Source organism: Microbacterium sp. P03, assembly GCF_043556235.1.
In the GTDB taxonomy this organism is placed as follows: Bacteria; Actinomycetota; Actinomycetes; order Actinomycetales; family Microbacteriaceae; genus Microbacterium.
Genome location: NZ_JBIGIM010000001.1, coordinates 891,861 through 909,579, shown reverse-complemented (window position 1 = coordinate 909,579; position 17,719 = coordinate 891,861). Strand labels below are relative to the sequence as shown.

Below are 17,719 nucleotides of genomic sequence, written 5' to 3'. Positions count from 1 at the left end.
AGGCGGCATCCGTCCCGATGTGGCGACGGGAGAACTCGCTCGAGCCCGAGCCGTAGGCGCCGGTCACGCCTCGCCGCCCGTGAGAGCGGCGTAGGCGTCGCGGTCCATCAGTCCGTCCGCGGCACCGTCGGCCACGCGCATCCTGAGGAGCCAGCCGTCGCCGAACGCGTCGGCGTTCACGAGCGACGGGTCGTCGACGACCGCGTCGTTGATCTCGATGACCTCGCCGTCCAGGGGGGCGTAGAGCTCGCCGACGGATTTCGTCGACTCGATCTCGCCGCAGACCGCGTTGGCCGTCAGCGCAGCCCCGACCGCGGGCAGTTCGACGAAGACGACGTCACCGAGCTTGTCGGCGGCGTAGTCGGTGATGCCGACGGTCGCGACGTCGCCGTCGAAGGCGATCCACTCGTGCTCGGCGGTGTAGGACAGGGCGGTGAGATCGGTCATTTCTTCCTCCGGTAGAAAGGCAGCGTCGAAACGGTGGCGGGGATGCGGGTGCCCCGCACGTCGATGGTCAGGGGGGTGCCGAGGTCGCTCGTCGAGGGAGCGACGAGGGCCATGGCGATGGGATGCCCGAGTGTCGGGCTCAGGGCGCCGCTGGTGATCTCTCCCACGCGGGTGTCGCCGTCGTACACGCCGTAGCCCGCACGCCCCGCGCGGCGCCCCTCCGAGACGAGGCCCACGAGCACGGGGGAATCGACCGCGGACCTCGCGATCAGGCCCTCCTTGCCGATGAAGGACTCCTTGTCGAGCGCCACGGCGCGGCCGAGGCCGACCTGTGCGGGAACGATGGCGCGCGACAGTTCGTGGCCGTAGAGCGGCATCCCCGCCTCGAGGCGCAGGGTGTCGCGTGCGGCCAGTCCCGCCGGCACGAGGTCAAGCGGGGCACCCGCGGTGAGGAGGGCGTCCCACAGCGGGACGGCCCGCGCGTGCGGGATCAGCAGCTCGTATCCGTCCTCGCCCGTGTACCCGGTGCGTGCGATGAGCAGCGGCGTCCCGTCGAACGACGCCTGCATCGAGGCGTAGTACGGGAGGTCGTCCAGCGGGTGTGCGAACGCGCCCACACCCGGTGTGGCATCGAGCACCTGACGCGCAGCCGGACCCTGCACGGCGATGAGCGAGTAGTCGTCGCTCCGATCGACGACCTCCACGGAGTGGCCGTCGACCGCCGAGGACAGCGCGGCACCCGCGGCGCGGCGGTTCCCCGCATTGGCGATCACCAGGAACAGCTCGCCCTCGAGTCGATAGACGATGACGTCATCGACGACGCCGCCGTCTTCGGCGAGGATCAGCGAATACTTCGCCTTGCCGACGGCCATCGTCGACAGCCGACCGGCCAGCGCGTGGTCGAGGTACTCCCCGGCGCCGTCCCCCGACACGGAGAACTCGGCCATGTGCGAGATGTCGAACAGGCCCGCGGCTGAGCGCACGGCGTGGTGCTCCGCGAGGTCGGAGGTGTAGCGCACCGGCATCATCCAGCCGCCGAAGTCGGTGAAAACGGCACCGAGCGCCTCGTGGCGCTCGCGCAAGGCGGTGTAGCGGGGTTCCGTCATGAGTTCTCCCGGTCTCGTGCGGGCAGCCGTCGGACGACGACTGTGAACTCCCCCTCTGTCATGGGCCTGAGAGTTTCGTCGCGTCACCCGAGAACGGATGCCGCGCCTTTCACCGTGGGCGGACGACAGCGCTCGCGCACGAGCTCGTCATCGCTTTTCAGAGCGGCCGGAACCGAGCGGTACGAATACCTGAGAGATTGGCGGGGAGGCTTGCTCCTTCGGTGCCCGACAGCGTGTGTCGGAGCTCTCCCGCCCGGGTCATGGGCCGAATGTTCAGTTGCCCCGCCAGCATAGCGGGGCGAACCCGGCGGGAGCAGTGCACACGGCGAAGACGACGGACCGCGGACCGGACGCGGGAATCACGTGATGCAGCGGCCGGTCGGGACCGCGGACGTCCAGCCGGTGGCCGCGGCCACGACCGGCGCGAGCTCGGCATTGGTCATGGCGTATCCCTTTCCCGCGTCGGTGTCGCCGCGGGCGAACACCACCCCCGCCACCTGCCCGCCGGACGTGAGGAGCGGACCCCCCGAGTTGCCCGGCTGCACGGCGGCAGCGAGCGAATACACGTCTCGCGGATTGGTGCTGTCGGAGTAGATATCGGGCACCGGCACGATCCCCGACGCCACGACCTCGGCGTTGATCGAGGTGAACGGGCCGCCGAACGGGTACCCCTGGACGGCGCCGGCGGTGCCGATCTCGAGCTCGGCCGAAAGCGGCAGCGCGGGCGCTCCGAGGTCGGGCACCGCGATCACCGCGAGATCGGTCACGGGGTCGAAGTGGACGATGGTCCCTTCGCGGGCCTCCCGGCCGGGCAGCTCCACGATCGGCGTCTCAATGCCGGCGAGGACGTGGGCGTTCGTCACGACGCGGTCGGGGGCGATGACGAACCCGGTGCCGGTCTGGCTCTGCCCGCACGCGTAGGCGACGCCCGAGACGCGGGCGACGGATGCCGCGGCCTGCGTCAGTCCGGGCTCGTCGAGCGTGATGGGCTCGGCCTGCGGGGACGCCTCGCCCTCGAACAGTCCGCCGAGGCGCGGGATGCCCTCCTCGAGCACGGCGCTGCGCAGCTGCGCCAGCGTCGCGTCGACCGGATCGGGGGTCAGATCCTCGATGACATCGAGGACGCGCGAGGACGCGAGCGCGGCCGACAGCACCGGCGCGCCGCTCACCGCGACGCTCGAGCTCACGAGCAGGAGCACGAGGGCCGTCGCCACCACGCTGATCGCTCCGCCGAGCACGCGATCGAGTCCGCGCAGCTTGATGCGGTCGACCCCGCGCCTCACGGCCGAGCCGATCGCTCCCCCGAGCGATGCGCCCGCGACCAGCAGCACGACGACGAGCCCGATCAGTGCCACCGTCCGCCATTGCGGCCACGGCCAGATGCCGCTCACCACGGGCACGAGCCAGAACGCGGCGAAGGCCCCCGCGACCAGGCCCGCGAGAACGCCGAGGCTGGCGACCAGACCGCGCTGCAGACCGACGATCAGGGCGACCAGCAGCACTGCGACGAGGATCACGTCGACGATGATCACGCCGGCTCCTTCTCCACCCCGCGCGAGCGGATGCGCGCGACCAGCACAGCGTACGCACCGTTCCTGTGGCTTCGGCCTGTACACGTGGATGGAGTTGCCCTTCTGGTCACGGAGACACTAAGCTCGCTTCCGACAGTAAAGGTCAATATGACACAAACCTCCGGTCCCACGGCCCCCCAGGGCTCGGCAGCGGTCGAACCCGCCGCCGACGATCTCACGCGCGTGGCCGTCTCGACCGTGATCTTCACACTGCGCCGCGACCGTCCCGACGACGTCCCCACGGTGTCGCTTCCCCTCGTGCGCCGCACGCGCGATCCGCATGAGGGCCTGTGGGCACTGCCGGGCGGCTGGCTCGACATCGCCGAGAGCCTGGATGCCGCGGCATCCCGCACACTCGCCGAGACGACGGGACTCTCCCCGAGCTACCTCGAGCAGCTCTACGCCTTCGGCGACGTGGACCGCTCACCGACCCGCGTCGTGTCCATCGTCTACTGGGCGCTGCTGCGGCCCGATGAGGTGCAGGACACCGCGGGCGGCCCGGACAACGGGCCGGCCGACGCCGAGGAGAACGTCGCATGGTTCGATGCGGCGGCCCTTCCCGGGCTCGCTTTCGACCACCGCCAGATCATCGAGTATGCGCTCTGGCGCCTGCGCAACAAGGTCGGCTACAGCCGGATCGCGCACGGGCTCCTGGGCGACGAGTTCACCCTCGCCGAGCTGCGCGAGGTGTACGAGTCGATCCTCGATCGTCGCCTCGACCCGGCGAACTTCCGTCGACAGGCTGAGAACTCCGACACCCTCATCCGCACCGACGGCTTCCGCACCGGCAGCCACCGGCCCGCTCGCCTCTACCGCTACAACCGTGACGTCGAACTCGCCGATCGCGGTCCCGTCGCCACCGCACACTGACGTCCTCTTCCCGAAAGAACGTGCTGACATGTCCCTGACCTCGCTGACGCTCCAGCCCCTCCCCCGAGACCCCTCTGTCGACCACGAGATCCAGGCGATCGTCGCCGGCGCCTCCGTCGCCGAGACGTGCAACACCGATCTTGCCGACGGGCCGTGGACCTTCGATGTCCGTCCCGGCTACGGACCGGGTTCCTCGATGGGCGACGTCATCCCCACCGGCTCACCGCGGCAGGGCGAGCTTCCGGCCTCGTACCGCGAAGCATCCGAGGACGAACTCCACGAGCGCATCCGCGTCGCGAAGCAGACGCTGGGCGAGCGGGTCGTGGTGCTCGGGCACTTCTACCAGCGCGAAGAGGTGATCGCGCACGCGGACTACGTCGGCGACTCGTTCCAGCTCGCGAACGCGGCGAAGGCCCGCACCACGGCCGAGGCCATCGTGTTCTGCGGAGTGCACTTCATGGCCGAGACCGCCGATCTGCTCTCGGGACCCGACCAGGCGGTGATCCTCCCGAATCTCGCGGCCGGCTGCTCGATGGCCGACATGGCCGACATCGACCAGGTCGAAGAGTGCTGGGAGCAGCTCCAGGAGGTGTACGGCGACCTCGAGGCCCCGGATGCCGACGGTCTGGTGCCCGTCATCCCCGTGACGTACATGAACTCGTCCGCGGCGATCAAGGGCTTCGTCGGTCGGCACGGCGGGATCGTCTGCACCTCGTCGAACGCGCGTACGGTGCTCGAGTGGGCGTTCGAGCGCGGTCGCCGCGTGCTCTTCTTCCCCGACCAGCACCTGGGGCGCAACACGGCGAAGGCGATGGGCGTCCCGCTCGCGCAGATGCCGATGTGGAACCCCCGCAAGCCCTTCGGCGGGAACGACGAGAGCGACCTCGCCGACGCGCGCGTCATCCTCTGGCACGGATTCTGCTCCGTGCACCGCCGCTTCACGGTCGAACAGATCGAGAAGGCACGGGCGGAGCATCCGGACGTCCGTGTCATCGTGCACCCCGAGTGCCCGATGGCGGTCGTGGACGCCGCAGACGAGGCGGGATCCACCGACTACATCCGCAAGGCCATTCAGGCGGCCACCGAGCCCGCCACTTTCGCGATCGGCACGGAGGTGAACCTGGTGCAGCGCCTCGCGGCCGAGCACCCGCAGCACACGATCTTCTGTCTCGACCCGGTGGTGTGCCCGTGCTCCACGATGTACCGCATCCACCCGGGCTACCTGGCGTGGGTTCTCGAGGGCCTCGTGGCGGGAGAGGTACGCAACCGCATCGTCGTGCCGGCGGACGTCGCCGATCCGGCCAGAGTCGCTCTCGAGCGCATGCTGGCGGCGAAGCCCCCCGAGGCGCCCAGGATCACCGCGGAGTCGCTCTCGTGAGCACGTCCGGCACCGCACCCGTTCACGTCGTCGTCGTGGGCAGCGGCATCGCCGGGCTGACGGTCGGCCTGCACGCCGTCGTGCGCGGATGCCGCGTCACGCTCGTGACGAAGGACGTCCTCGAGCACGCCAACACCCGGTATGCACAGGGCGGCATCGCCGGTGTGATGTTCGACGACGACCGGGTGGCAGACCACGTGCGCGACACGCTGGCCGCCGGCGCCGGGCTCAGCGATATCGCCGCCGTGCGTGTGCTGGTCGAGGAAGGACCTGAGCGCATCCGCGAGCTCATCGACCTCGGGGTGGCGTTCGACCGCGACGGCGACGGCGCGTTCGTGAAGGGCCTGGAGGCGGCGCACTCGTACCCGCGCATCCTGCATTCGGGCGGGGATGCCACGGGTACCGCGATCGAGAAGGCCCTGGTCGCCCGGCTCCGGGCGAGCGACGTGCGCGTGATCGAGCACGCCTTCCTCGTGGACCTGGTGATCGACCCGACCGGCGGCCGCGTCGACGGGGTCGACCTGCTCATCGGCGACGCGCCCGGCGTACAGGGCCGCCGGGAGATCGTCCGGGCGGACGCCGTCGTGCTCGCCACCGGCGGCGCGGGGCAGCTCTACGCCCACACCACGAACCCTCCGGTCGCGACCGGCGACGGCATCGCCGCCGCACTGCGGGCGGGTGCGGCGGTGAGCGACCTCGAGTTCTTCCAGTTCCACCCGACCGTGCTGCAAGGGTCGATCCCCACCCCGGGCGCCGCGATCGACGCCGCACCCGGCTCGGATGAGGCGTTCCTCGTCTCCGAGGCCGTGCGGGGCGAGGGCGCGACCCTGGTCGACGCGCACGGTCGGCGGTTCGCCTTCGATGCGCACCCCGACGGCGAGCTCGCGCCGCGCGACGTCGTCGCGCGGGCGATCGCGCGACAGATGGAGGCGCAGGGCGGTGCTCCCGTCCTCCTGGACGCGACGGGCCTGCGGGCGACCGTCACGGAGCGCGCCGAGTTCCTGGCCCGTCGCTTTCCGACGATCGACCGTGCGGTGCGCGACCGCGGGCTGGACTGGGCCGTCGCACCCATCCCCGTGACCCCCGCCGCGCACTACCTGATGGGCGGAGTGGAAACCGACCTGTACGGCCGCACCACCCTCCGCGGGCTCTACGCGGTCGGCGAGGTGGCGCGGACGGGCGTCCACGGCGCCAACCGCCTGGCATCGAATTCCCTCCTCGAAGGAGCCGTCTTCGGCGCCCGCGCGGGCGAAGTGATCGCGGAGGATGCGGCATCCGGCACCTGGTCCGCCCCGTCCCCGCACGCGAGCGCCTCGGCGGCGCCGGCGGCGTCCACTCCGGGACGCCACGCTCCCGCGTTCAGCCGCGCGGCGCTGCAGGAGCTGATGTGGCAGGACGCCGGACTCGTCCGCGATGCGCAGGGTCTTTCGGACGCGGCGTCCGTCATCGCCCGGTGGCGGGCCGAGACGCGCAGCCCGCAGACCGAAGCCCAGTTCGAGGACGAGAACCTGCTGCTCGTCGCAGAACGACTCGTCGCCGCGGCGCAGGCGCGGCCGACGTCTGTCGGTGCGCACTTCCGCCGCGACGCGCCGGAGACGGCCGACACGGATGCCGAGGCATCCGCGTTCTTCGGGGGCGCGGCGCTCCGGACGGAGGTCGTCTGATGCTGACCCGAGCCACGCTCGATCGCGTCGTCGCCGCCGCCCTCGAGGAGGACGCGCCGTGGGGTGACCTGACCAGCGAGTCGCTGATCCCCGCCGACGCCGTCGCCACCGCTGATCTGATCGGGCGGGAGGGCGGAGTGTTCAGCGGCGGTGAGGTGTTCGCCGCGGCGTTCCGCCTGACAGACCCGCGGGTCGAGGTGCAGCTGCTCGTCGCGGACGGAACCGAGTACGAGAGCGGCACCGTGCTGGCGACCGTGGCGGGGCCCGCGCGGTCGGTCCTGACCGCCGAACGGGTGGGGCTGAACTTCGCGCAGCGCATGTCGGGTGTCGCGACGCTGACGGCGCGCTACGTCCGGGAAGTGGCCGGAACGCGCGCGCGCATCGTCGACACCCGCAAGACGACGCCGGGACTGCGGGCGTTCGAGCGGCACGCCGTACAGAGCGGCGGGGGTCGCAACCACCGGTACAGCCTGTCGGACGCCGTGATGGCCAAAGACAACCACCTCGCGGTCCTGACCGAAGGCGGTCTGTCGGTGACGGAGGCGCTGCGCGAAGCCCTCGCGAGCCTCCCGCACACCACGCACGTCGAGGTCGAGGTGGATCGTCTCGATCAGATCGAAGACGTCCTCGCCGCAGGCATCGGGACGATCATGCTCGACAACTTCTCGCTCGACGACCTGCGGACCGGCGTCGCACAGGTGCGCGGCCGGGCGACGGTCGAGGCGTCCGGCGGCGTCGATCTCGACACCGTGCGGGCGATCGCCGAGACCGGGGTCGACGTCATCTCGGTCGGAGCCCTGACGCATTCGGCGCGCGCCCTCGATCTCGCACTCGATCTGCGGATCACACGCATAGGCGGATAATAGGAAGCCATCATGAGCATGCTCTACCTCGACAACGCCGCGACCACGCCCGTGCGCCCGGAAGTACTCGAGGCGATGATGCCCTTCCTCACGCGGTGGTTCGGCAACCCCTCGAGTCACCACACCGTCGGCGAGGCGGCCGCGCAGGCGCTGGCCGACGCGCGCGCACGCGTCGCGCGGGTCCTCGGCATGCGGCAGGGCGACGTCGTGTTCACATCCGGCGGCACGGAGTCCAACAACCTGGCCATCAAGGGCATCTCGATCGCCGCTCAGCTGGGCCGGGATGCCGGACACGTCGTCACGACGCGGACGGGCCACGAATCGGTGCTCGGCTCGGTCGACTACCTGGCACGGGTGCACGGCTTCGAGGTGTCGTACGTCGACGTCGACGAGCACGGACGGATCGACCCGGATGCTGTGGCGGCAGCCCTCCGCGACGACACCGCGCTCATCACCTTCGGGTACGCGAACAACGAGGTCGGTACGGTGCAGGACGTCGCGGCCATCGCGGCGCCCGCCCGCGCACGCCGCATCGCGGTGCACGTCGACGCCGTGCAGGCCGCAGGGTGGCTGCCCCTGTCCGCCGGACTCCTGCACTACGACGCGATCTCGATCGCAGGGCACAAGGTCGGCGCGCCCAAGGGCAGCGGTGTCCTGGGCGTGCGCGGGCGCGTGCCGCTCGAGCCCCTGATGCACGGCGGCGGGCAGGAGGGCGGGCGGCGCAGTGGCACCGAGGACGTCGCCGGTGCGGTCGGGATCGCGACGGCGCTGGAACTCGCCGAGACCGAACGCGAGGAGGACGCCCGTCGGATCGAGGCACTCCGCGACGGCTTCATCGCGCGCGTGCTCGCCGATGTGCCGGCCGCCCGGCTCACCGGCGACCCCGAGCACCGTCTCGCCGGCACCGCGAGCTTCACGTTCGCCGGCACGAGCGGCGAGGCGGTGCTGCTCGAGCTGGAGCGTCGCGGGGTGGTCTCCTCCAGCGGATCGGCGTGCGCGGCGGGGAGCGACGATCCCTCCCATGTGCTTCTCGCGATGGGCGTTCCGGCCGAGGTCGCGCAGACGGCGGTGCGGTTCAGCTTCCCGCACGGGCTCCGAGAATCCCTGGACGGCGTCGCGGACGCCGTCGCCGCGTCCGTGGCGTCCGTCGCCGGCGTGCACGCGTCGCGATGACTTCGGAGCGCCGACCGACGGTCACCGTCATCGTCCCGGGCCACGACGTCGCCGAATACGCGCAGGAAGCGCTCGACTCATTGCGCGCGCAGACGTTCCGTGCGTGGACGGCCGTACTGGTCGACGACACGTCGACCGACGGGACCGGAGAGGTGTTCGACGCAGCAGCGGACCGAGACCCCCGATTCCGCGTGGTGCACCACGCGGAACGCGCGGGCCTCGGCGCGGCGCGGAACACGGGCCTGGACCTCGTGGACACGACCTACGTCGGCTTCCTCGACGCCGACGATCGCCTCACACCCGACGCCCTCGCCCGCCTGGTCGAGACCCTCGCCCGGACGGGGAGCGATTTCGTCGCCGGCGCCTACGTGCGGCTGCGTCCGCACGGAGGCGGCGGCTACACCGCCGGCACGGTGCAGCCGTGGGTCTCTGCGGCCACCGACCCCGAGCGCGTCGGCGTGACGCTCCGTACGCACCCCGACGCATCCGGCAACATCGTCGCCTGGTCGAAGCTCTCGCGACACGACTTCTGGGGGCGCACCGGACTGCGCTTCCCCGAGGGCGCGCTCTACGAGGACCAGGTCGTGGCGCAGCAGATGTACGTGAAGGCGCGGGCCTTCGACGTCATCCCGGACGTGCTCGTCCACTGGCGGGAACGCGCCGACGGCTCGTCGATCACCCAGCGCAAGGATGAGCTCCCCGTTCTGCGCGACTACCTCTCGGCCATGGCCGGCGGTATCGGCGTACTCGATGCGGCCGGTTATGTGGACGCCGCGGAGTCGCGGGTGCAACTGATTCTCACGATGGACGTCCCGCCCCTCGTGCGCATCGCGCAGGGACACCCGGATGCCGCGTACCGCCGTCTCCTCGCAGACTTCGTCCGGACTCTCCACGATCGCCCGTCACCCGCTCCGCGCCCGACGTCCGAGGACGTATCGGCCGCGCTGCTCTGGTAGACGCCGGCGTGGGTCGGCGCCGGGCCGACCGACCGCTGCGCCTGCAGCGCGCGGCTCGGCGACGGGCCGTCAGCGCTCGCGACCCGATGTCTGCGGCAGCTCCGGCCAGGGCGCGGCCTGCTCCCCCAGCATCCCCGGCCCGTGCGCCTCGGGAGCGTCGGAGAACAGGAGCGCACCGGTCGTCTCCGGCACCAGGACAGGGGGTCCGGCGGGGGCGTCGGGCGCGGCGTCCGCGCGCCGCTCGGGGTGATCCGCCGCGGGTTGGGTCTCCTCGGCCTGCAGGATCTTCGTCGCCGCGATCTGCTCGGCGGCGAGTTCCGCGTAGAGCCCGCCCGCCTGGATGAGCTCGGCGTGCGTGCCCGACTCCACGATCCGTCCGCCGTCCACGACATGGATGACGTCCGCGTGGATCACCGTCGACAGCCGGTGCGCGACCGACAGTGTCGTGCGGCCGCGGGCCGCGGCATCCAATGCCTCTTGGACCACGCGCTCCGAGACCGTGTCGAGCGCCGACGTCGCTTCGTCCAGCAGAAGGACCGGTGGGTCCTTGAGCAGCACCCGGGCGATCGCGATGCGCTGCTTCTCCCCACCGGAGAGGCGATAGCCGCGCTCTCCCACGATGGTGTCGTAGCCCTGCTCGAAACCGACGATCACATGGTGGATGTTCGCGGCACGGCAGGCGGCCTCGAGCTCGGCGTCCGTCGCGTCCGGTTTCGCGTAGCGGAGGTTGTCGGCGACGGTGGCGTGGAACAGATAGGTCTCCTGCGACACGATCCCGACGTGGTCGATGATCGCTGCCCGTCGCAGCGTGCGGACGTCGGCCCCGGCGAACATCACGTGCCCCTCGGACGCCTCGTACATGCGGGGGGTCAGGTAGAGCACGGTCGTCTTCCCGGCACCGGACGGGCCCACGAACGCGACATGCTGACCGGGCGCGGCGACGAACGACACCCCGCCCAGCGTCGGGCGGGCGTCGGGGGACGCGTCGGGGTAGCGGAAGATCACGTCACGGAACTCGATCGTCCCCAGCTCGCCGGGTGCATCGGCGACGTCGATGGCGTCGGGTGCGTCGGTGATCGCGGGCTTCAGATCGAGGTATTCGAAAATGCGCGCGAACAGTGCCTTGGATGTCTGCAGATCGAGCGCGACACGCATGAGCGCCATCAGCGGGAACAGCAGTCGCGCCTGCACGGTCGTGAAGGCGACGATCATTCCGGCGGTGATGTCGGTGCTCCCGCCGGTGAGGAGGAACCCGGCGACCAGGTAGATCACAGCGGGTACCGACGACATCAGGACGCCGACGACGGCGAAGAACCACTGGCCGCTCATCGTCTGGCTCACCTGCAGCCGCACCTGGTTCGCGGTCTCCGAGGCATACCGTCGTTCTTCCGTGCGCTGCCGGTTGAATGACTTCGACAGCAGGATGCCCGACACGCTCAGCGTCTCCTGCGTGATGGCCGTCAGCTCGGACAGCGATTCCTGCGTCTCGGCGGCGATGCGCGCACGCACGATGCCCACGCGCCGCTGCACGAGCGCGAGGATCGGCAGAGTGATGACCGCGATGATCGTGAGGCGCCAATCGATGATGATCATCGCCACGAGCGACGCGATCACCGTCACCAGGTTGCCCAGGATGCTGGTCATCGTCGTCGTCAGCACGCCGGCGACCCCGCCGACGTCGTTCTGCAGACGGGACTGGATGACGCCGGTCTTCGTGCGGGTGAAGAACGCGAGATCCATCTCCTGGAGATGGGAGAACAGACGCAGGCGCAGGTCGCCGGTGATGCGGTTGCCCACGGACGACGTGAGCCAGGTCTGCACGATGTTTATCCCCGACGAGGCCACGAAGAGGCCGACCATCATGGCCACGAGCTGAATCAGCAGACCGAGCTGCGGTCCCCCCTCCGCAGGGAACAGGGCGTCGTCGAAGATGCGCTCGATCACGAGCGCGGGGATGACCCCCAGCGCCGCGCTGATGACGACCAGGATGCCGGTGACGGTGAGCCGGCCGCTGTAGGGCCGGAACAGGGAGACGACCCGCGCTCCCAGATCGGGGATCTTGGGTGCGGCGGCGTTCTCGGCCCTCTGGGCCTTCGGGTCGACCAGGCGGCCGCCCCCACCACCGCCGCGTCCACCGCGCATGCCCATGCTCATCCGGTCAGCGTATCCCCGCACTCGGACATCCGGCGCCGACGGCGCAGCGCCCGCTAGGCTCGCGGCATGGCCAGCACACCCGAACAGCCCCTCGACGGCGAAGATCTGAAGGCACTCCGCGAGGAGATCGACGAGCTTCAGGCGGTCCCGCAGGAGGAGCTGTTGAGCCCCGTGCCGGCAGACGTCGAGCAGGAGGAGCTCGTCCCCCATCCCACCGACGCGATCGGGTCGGAGAAGTGGGACGAGCCCGCCGACGAGGAACACCTCGACCAGGAATAGGGCGACGCGCGGGAGCTCTCCTTCCGCATACGCTCCGGCAACATCGGTGCGCGTGAACTGAACCTGCCGGTCTCCGACGTCCCGGCGGAAGAGGTCTGCTCATGCCCCGTCCCCCGCGCGCCCGGCCGACGCGCTCCATCCTGCTGGCCGCACTGGCGACCGTCGCGGTGGTCGGTGTCCTCACGCTGGCGCCCCGATCGATCGTGGGTCCCGCCCGCGGTGCGGTCATGCGCGCGATGGATGCGGCGACCTCACCGCTCCGCGTCGCCATCGGCTACGGCGACGCCGAGATCGTCCTGAACCTCTTCCTGTTCGTGCCGCTCGGTGCGCTGCTCGCACTGCTGCTGAGCCCGCGAGCGTGGCCGCTCCCGATCGCGGCCGGGCTCGCCCTGTCGGCGGCCGTGGAGATCGCACAGCGAGCAGTCCCGGTCGCGTGCCCGACACCGACGACATTCTCTGGAACACCGTCGGTGCGGCCGTGGGTGTGGCCGTCGTGACGGTTCCGCGCGTGATGGCGACTGCCCTCCCACGCGGTCGTCAGCGGGTGAGGTCGACCCGCACGTGAAGTCCGCCGGACGCGGGCGCCGTGACGGACAGCGTGCCGGCGTGCGCTCGGACGATCGAGGCGACGATCGTGAGCCCGAGGCCCGCCCCGTCGTGACCACCCGCCGTGCGCGCACGTCCGGCGCCACGGACGAACGGATCGGTGAGCGTCGCGACCACGTCCCCGGACAGCACCGGTCCTCCGTTGGACACGGTCAGCACCCCCGCCGTGGACAGCACGACGCGCACCCAGCCCCCGTCGGCGTTGTGTGCGAGGGCGTTGCCGAGCAGGTTCGACGCGAGCTGACGCAGGAGCACGCAGTCACCGTTCACCACGGACGGCTCGATGGACGCCGTCAGCGCGATGCCGCGGGCCGCGGCATCCGCCTTCGACTCCTCGATCGTGTCGGAGACGACCGCGGCGAGATCCAGGGGCGCCGTCCGCAGGGCACCGCCCCCTTCGACCCGCGCGATCGTGAGAAGCGCCTCGGTGGAGGCGATCGCCCGTTCGTTCGTCGCGGCGATACGCCGCAGGAGCAGCTCGACGTCGCGGCCGCCGGGGTCCGCCTGCGCGACCTCGACCAGGGTGCGGATGATCGCATGGGGAGTGCGGAGTTCGTGCGAGGCATTGGCGGCGAACACCCGCTCCGCGTCGACCGTTCGCTGCACGCGGTCGAGCATCGCATCGAGGGTGTCGGCCAGATCGGTGAGCTCGTCGCGGCGGCCGTCCAGGTCGATCCGATGACCGAGATCGCCGTCGCGGACGAGGGCCGCACCTTCCGTCATCCGATCGAGCGGCCGTAGGACGGCCCCGGCGAGCAGCCAGCCGCCGCCGAGCCCGATCGCGGCCAGCAGGGCCATCGCCCACCAGGCGTAGCGCACGAACACCTCGAGGAGGTCGCCGCGATTCGGCGCCCATGAGCCGCCGTCCAGTGACAGGTTGCCGTCGGGGACGAAGCGAAGCAGCAGGAACCCGACGATGAACAGCGCGATCCCGGCCACCACGAGGAAGGCCGCGTAGCTCGAGGCCAGCTTGACGCGTATCGAGAGTCCCGGTCGCCGAGCACCCAGGCGGCGCCCGCTCATGTCGTCATCCGATATCCGACGCCCGACACCGTCTCGATGACCCAGGGCTCACCCAGACGTTTGCGCAGCGTCGAGATCGTGATGCGGACGGCGTTCGTGAACGGGTCCGCGTTCTCGTCCCACGCGCGTTCCAGAAGGTCTTCGGCGCTCACGACGCCGCCTCCCGCCGTCATCAGGACGTCGAGCACGGCGAACTGCTTGCGGGTGAGCGACACGAACCGATCGTCACGGAACACCTCGCGCCGGAATCGATCGAGGCGCACCCCCGCGACTTCCAGGATCGGCGGCGTTCCCGCTGCAGGTCGTCGGTCGAGGGCACGCAGCCGCAGGACGAGCTCACGCATCGCGAACGGCTTCGTGAGGTAGTCGTCCGCTCCGCTCTCGAAGCCCCGCGCCTTGTCGTCGAGCCGATCCGCGGCGGTGAGCATCAGTACGCGCGGACTCCGCTGCGCACTTGCCAGCCGACGGGCGATCTCGTCGCCGTTCGGCGGGGGGATGTCGCGATCGAGCACGACGACGTCGTAGGAGTTGACGGCGAGCTGCTCGAGCGCGGCCTCCCCATCATGCGCGAGATCGGCGGCGATCGCCTCGAGGCGGAGCCCGTCTCGGATGGCCTCGGCGAGGAAGACCTCGTCCTCGACGATCAGTACACGCATCTCCCCAGCGTAGGACGCGCGACATATCGGCGACGTATGCGTTTGCGCGTACGTCCAGGCAACAGCCGTCCGCGTGAAATGGCCTGCATGTCATCGCGTTCGCTCCCCACATCCGTCATTCAGCCGTCACGGCGTCGCCTGCCCTTCCTCCTCGTCGTTGTCGGCGCCGTGATCTCGGCGGGCCTCGCCGGAGTCGCACTGCTGCTGGTGCAGGGCGCCTTCGCCGCCGTGGCCGCGCCGTTCTCGCCGAGCGCGACCGACGGGCTCATCGCCGAAGGAATGGTCGTCACGATCGACGACGACGATGTGCCCGCCGTCGCGCGTCTGAACCGATCCCTCCGCGACGCACTGAGACAGGCGGAGAGGGATGCCGCCGCTGACGGGATCTCGTTGTACGTGACGAGCGGCTGGCGGAGCACCGGCTACCAGCGCTGGCTGTTCGAAGACGCCGTCGAGCTCTACGCCAGTGAAGAGGTCGCACGACAGTACGTCGCCACTCCGGAGCGCTCGAGCCACGTGACCGGCGACGCCGTCGACGTGGGGCCGATCGATGCCCAGTTCTGGCTCATGGAGCACGGCCCCGCCTACGGCATCTGCCAGACGTACGCCAACGAACGGTGGCACTACGAACTGGCCACGGCTCCCGGCGGAACATGCCCCGAGATGAAGCTCGACGCCGCGTCGTGACCGCCGCAGAGCGGGCGCTGGTCAGCTGAGGCCCGCCACCAGGTTGACCACCGACGCGAGGATCACCGCTCCGAAGAGATAGGCGAGCAGACTCTGCGCGATCACGATCCGCCGAAGGGCGTTGGTCTGCACGTTGGTGTCGGACACCTGGTAGGTCAGACCGAGGCCGACGGCGAAGTAGATGAAATCGGTGTACATCGGGTCCTCGTCCTGATTGAAGCTGATGCCTCCCACCGGTTCGGCGTAGTACACCCGGGCCACGCGCAGCATGTAGTCGATCTGGATGAGCGCCCACGACGACACCACGCTCACCAGGGCGATGCCCGCGAGCAGGAACTGATCACCGCGCCCGAGATCGTTCGACTGCAGCAGCACCGCCGCCACCGCCCCGAGGCTGGCCACGCTCCCGATCACCGCGATGAGACGCGCCAACCGCCGACCCGGGTCTTCGCGGCGGGCGTGGGTGCGCGTCGCCTCGGCCCCCATCGGCCACACGACGCAGAGGATCCATACGAAGATCACCGTGGCCGCCGTCCCCCACCCCGCGAGCAGGCCCGCGGCGAGTCCCCACCGGCCGCCGATCGCGCATCCCACCGCGATCCCGCCCACCGTTCCCACGATGAGCCGCCCGATCGGACCCGAGAGCATTGCCATGAGCCGATCGTTTCACCCGGCGCGGGAATCAGATGTCGGCGCGCGCCGTTACGTTGGAAGTGCCGACTCCGGCCGACGCACCGATGGGACTCCGATGACTGCCGAGACCGACAGCCTTCGCACGGCGAACGCCGCGAACACTCGATCCGCGATCAGCGCGAAGGATTCGCGCGTCATCTGGCTGCTGCTGGGTGCCGCGTTCGTGGTGATCCTGAACGAGACGATCATGAACGTCGCGATCCCGCACCTGATGACCGATCTGTCGATCACGGCGCTGGCAGCGCAGTGGCTCACGACCGCGTTCATGCTGACCATGGCCGTCGTGATCCCCATCACCGGGTTCCTGCTGCAGCGCTTCACGACGCGGCAGGCGTTCATCGGCGGCATGACGCTGTTCTCGCTGGGCACGCTCACCGCCGCGCTCGCGCCCGGTTTCGAGGTTCTGCTCGTCGGTCGTGTCATTCAGGCGTCGGGCACGGCCATCATGATGCCCCTTCTGATGACCACGATCATGACTCTCGTTCCGATCCACGCGCGCGGTCGCATGATGGGGCGCGTCTCCGTCGTCATCTCGGTGGCCCCCGCGATCGGTCCGACACTGTCGGGTGTCGTCCTCGAGACGCTCAACTGGCGGTGGCTTTTCGGCATCGTTCTGCCCATCGCGGTGGCGATGCTCCTGATCGGCGCGAAGTGGGTCACGAACGTGGGCGAGACCCGCCGCGCACCGATCGACCCGCTGTCGATCGTCCTCTCGGCATTCGGCTTCGGCGGCATCGTCTACGGGCTCAGCCAGATCGGTGGCGCCTCCGCACACGGCGGCGACGCCGCAGCGGCTGCGGCGGCATCCACGGCCACCGTCTCGCTGGTGATCGCGCTCCTGGTCGGCCTGGTCTCGCTCACGCTCTTCATCTGGCGCCAACTGCGCCTGCAGCGAGACGATCAGGCGCTGCTGGATCTGCGGGTGTTCCGATCGGCGAACTTCTCCTTCGCGATGGCGCAGATGTTCATCCTGTCCGCGGCCTTCTTCGGCGCGATCACGATCCTGCCGCTGTACCTTCAGCGCGTTCTGCTGTTGAGCCCGCTGGAAACCGGATTGATCGTTCTGCCGGGGGCACTCATCATGGGCGTCACCGGGCCTGTCATCGGGCGCATCTACGACCAGCGGGGCACGCGCATCCTGATCGTCCCGGGCGCCATCCTCGCGAGCGCGATGCTCTGGTTCTTCACGACGGTGGGGGAAAGCACCCCCGTGTGGGTCGTCGTCGCCGCCCAGGTGGTGCTTTCACTGGGGCTCGCGATGTCGTTCACGCCCTTGTTCACGGCGTCCCTCGGCTCGCTCGAGCCGAGGTTCTACTCGTACGGGAGTGCCATCGTGGGAACGGTCCAGCAGGTCGCCGGGGCGGCGGGCATCGCGATCTTCATCACCGTCATGTCCGGGGTCTCGGCGTCGAGCACAGCCGTCGGATTGGACGCCGTCTCCGCCGAGGCGGCCGGGGTCCGTTCGGCGTTCGTGGTCGGAGCGATCCTCTCGCTCTTCGCCGTCGCCGGGTCGTTCTTCGTCCGGAAGCCAGCGGACACCGGTGCAGCTGCCCCGATAGCCCACTGATCGGTCGGAGCGAGCGGCCCGGACCT

General features: G+C 70.3%; 17 protein-coding genes and 1 riboswitch. Of the genes, 10 read left to right on the top strand and 7 right to left on the bottom strand.

The window, feature by feature from the left end:
* Nucleotides 1–63: 63 nt before the first annotated feature.
* The 3 genes from gcvH to ACFXOO_RS04375 all read right to left on the bottom strand — a co-directional run bounded on the left by gcvH (nt 64) and on the right by ACFXOO_RS04375 (nt 3,085).
* Nucleotides 64–447 (bottom strand): glycine cleavage system protein GcvH, encoded by a 384-nt coding sequence (gcvH, locus tag ACFXOO_RS04385; protein ID WP_378838472.1) that lies wholly within the window; start codon nt 445–447, stop codon nt 64–66.
* Nucleotides 444–1,553 (bottom strand): glycine cleavage system aminomethyltransferase GcvT, encoded by a 1,110-nt coding sequence (gene gcvT, locus ACFXOO_RS04380; RefSeq protein WP_394562863.1) that lies wholly within the window; start codon nt 1,551–1,553, stop codon nt 444–446. Before gcvT ends, gcvH begins: the two co-directional genes overlap by 4 nt.
* 167 nt (nt 1,554–1,720) lie before the next feature.
* Nucleotides 1,721–1,815: riboswitch (glycine riboswitch) on the bottom strand.
* Nucleotides 1,816–1,912: 97 nt separating this feature from the next.
* Entirely contained in the window at nt 1,913–3,085 is a 1,173-nt protein-coding gene (locus tag ACFXOO_RS04375) for a MarP family serine protease (protein WP_394562862.1), read from the bottom strand.
* A gap of 147 nt (nt 3,086–3,232) precedes the next feature.
* Between ACFXOO_RS04375 and ACFXOO_RS04370 the strand changes: the two genes are divergently transcribed.
* The 6 genes from ACFXOO_RS04370 to ACFXOO_RS04345 are packed head-to-tail and all read left to right on the top strand — an operon-like array spanning nt 3,233 to nt 10,028.
* Nucleotides 3,233–3,994 (top strand): NUDIX domain-containing protein, encoded by a 762-nt coding sequence (locus ACFXOO_RS04370; RefSeq protein ID WP_378851120.1) that lies wholly within the window; start codon nt 3,233–3,235, stop codon nt 3,992–3,994.
* A 28-nt stretch (nt 3,995–4,022) separates the two neighbouring features.
* Nucleotides 4,023–5,372, top strand: a complete 1,350-nt coding sequence (gene nadA, locus ACFXOO_RS04365; protein WP_378838462.1) for a quinolinate synthase NadA — start codon at nt 4,023–4,025, stop codon at nt 5,370–5,372.
* Nucleotides 5,369–7,036 carry an L-aspartate oxidase gene (gene nadB, locus ACFXOO_RS04360; protein WP_394562861.1) on the top strand — a complete coding sequence of 556 codons (1,668 nt, stop codon included), beginning with the start codon at nt 5,369–5,371 and terminating at the stop codon, nt 7,034–7,036. Before nadA ends, nadB begins: the two co-directional genes overlap by 4 nt.
* Nucleotides 7,036–7,899 (top strand): carboxylating nicotinate-nucleotide diphosphorylase, encoded by an 864-nt coding sequence (nadC, locus tag ACFXOO_RS04355; protein ID WP_378838458.1) that lies wholly within the window; start codon nt 7,036–7,038, stop codon nt 7,897–7,899. Before nadB ends, nadC begins: the two co-directional genes overlap by 1 nt.
* Nucleotides 7,900–7,917: 18 nt before the next feature.
* A complete protein-coding gene (locus ACFXOO_RS04350) occupies nt 7,918–9,072 on the top strand; it encodes a cysteine desulfurase family protein (RefSeq protein WP_394563202.1) in 1,155 nt (384 codons plus the stop codon).
* Nucleotides 9,069–10,028: a glycosyltransferase family 2 protein gene (locus ACFXOO_RS04345; RefSeq protein WP_378851128.1), complete on the top strand. Its 960-nt coding sequence runs from the start codon at nt 9,069–9,071 to the stop codon at nt 10,026–10,028. Before ACFXOO_RS04350 ends, ACFXOO_RS04345 begins: the two co-directional genes overlap by 4 nt.
* Before the next feature lie 69 nt (nt 10,029–10,097).
* Here the strand turns inward: ACFXOO_RS04345 and ACFXOO_RS04340 are convergent, their stop codons facing one another.
* The gene (locus ACFXOO_RS04340; protein ID WP_378838663.1) at nt 10,098–12,176 is read right to left on the bottom strand and encodes an ABC transporter ATP-binding protein; all 2,079 of its coding nucleotides are present in this window, start codon (nt 12,174–12,176) and stop codon (nt 10,098–10,100) included.
* A 72-nt stretch (nt 12,177–12,248) separates the two neighbouring features.
* On the opposite strand from ACFXOO_RS04340, the gene ACFXOO_RS04335 reads away from it, so the two are divergent.
* The gene (locus ACFXOO_RS04335; RefSeq protein ID WP_394562860.1) at nt 12,249–12,461 is read left to right on the top strand and encodes a hypothetical protein; all 213 of its coding nucleotides are present in this window, start codon (nt 12,249–12,251) and stop codon (nt 12,459–12,461) included.
* Between the two features lie 101 nt (nt 12,462–12,562).
* Nucleotides 12,563–12,958, top strand: coding sequence for a hypothetical protein (locus ACFXOO_RS04330; RefSeq protein WP_394562859.1), 396 nt, complete (start codon nt 12,563–12,565; stop codon nt 12,956–12,958).
* A gap of 40 nt (nt 12,959–12,998) precedes the next feature.
* Here ACFXOO_RS04330 and ACFXOO_RS04325 read toward each other — a convergent pair whose 3' ends face one another.
* Both ACFXOO_RS04325 and ACFXOO_RS04320 read right to left on the bottom strand, forming a co-directional pair.
* The gene (locus ACFXOO_RS04325) at nt 12,999–14,090 is read right to left on the bottom strand and encodes a sensor histidine kinase (RefSeq protein ID WP_394562858.1); all 1,092 of its coding nucleotides are present in this window, start codon (nt 14,088–14,090) and stop codon (nt 12,999–13,001) included.
* Nucleotides 14,087–14,746, bottom strand: coding sequence for a response regulator transcription factor (locus ACFXOO_RS04320; protein WP_378851140.1), 660 nt, complete (start codon nt 14,744–14,746; stop codon nt 14,087–14,089). Before ACFXOO_RS04320 ends, ACFXOO_RS04325 begins: the two co-directional genes overlap by 4 nt.
* A gap of 87 nt (nt 14,747–14,833) precedes the next feature.
* Between ACFXOO_RS04320 and ACFXOO_RS04315 the strand changes: the two genes are divergently transcribed.
* On the top strand, nt 14,834–15,433 hold the full coding sequence (locus tag ACFXOO_RS04315; protein ID WP_378851143.1) for a M15 family metallopeptidase: 600 nt from the start codon (nt 14,834–14,836) through the stop codon (nt 15,431–15,433).
* A gap of 21 nt (nt 15,434–15,454) precedes the next feature.
* Here the strand turns inward: ACFXOO_RS04315 and ACFXOO_RS04310 are convergent, their stop codons facing one another.
* Nucleotides 15,455–16,087 (bottom strand): DUF1345 domain-containing protein, encoded by a 633-nt coding sequence (locus ACFXOO_RS04310; protein ID WP_394562857.1) that lies wholly within the window; start codon nt 16,085–16,087, stop codon nt 15,455–15,457.
* 94 nt (nt 16,088–16,181) lie between these two features.
* Between ACFXOO_RS04310 and ACFXOO_RS04305 the strand changes: the two genes are divergently transcribed.
* Nucleotides 16,182–17,693: an MDR family MFS transporter gene (locus tag ACFXOO_RS04305; protein ID WP_378851149.1), complete on the top strand. Its 1,512-nt coding sequence runs from the start codon at nt 16,182–16,184 to the stop codon at nt 17,691–17,693.
* Nucleotides 17,694–17,719 lie beyond the last annotated feature (26 nt).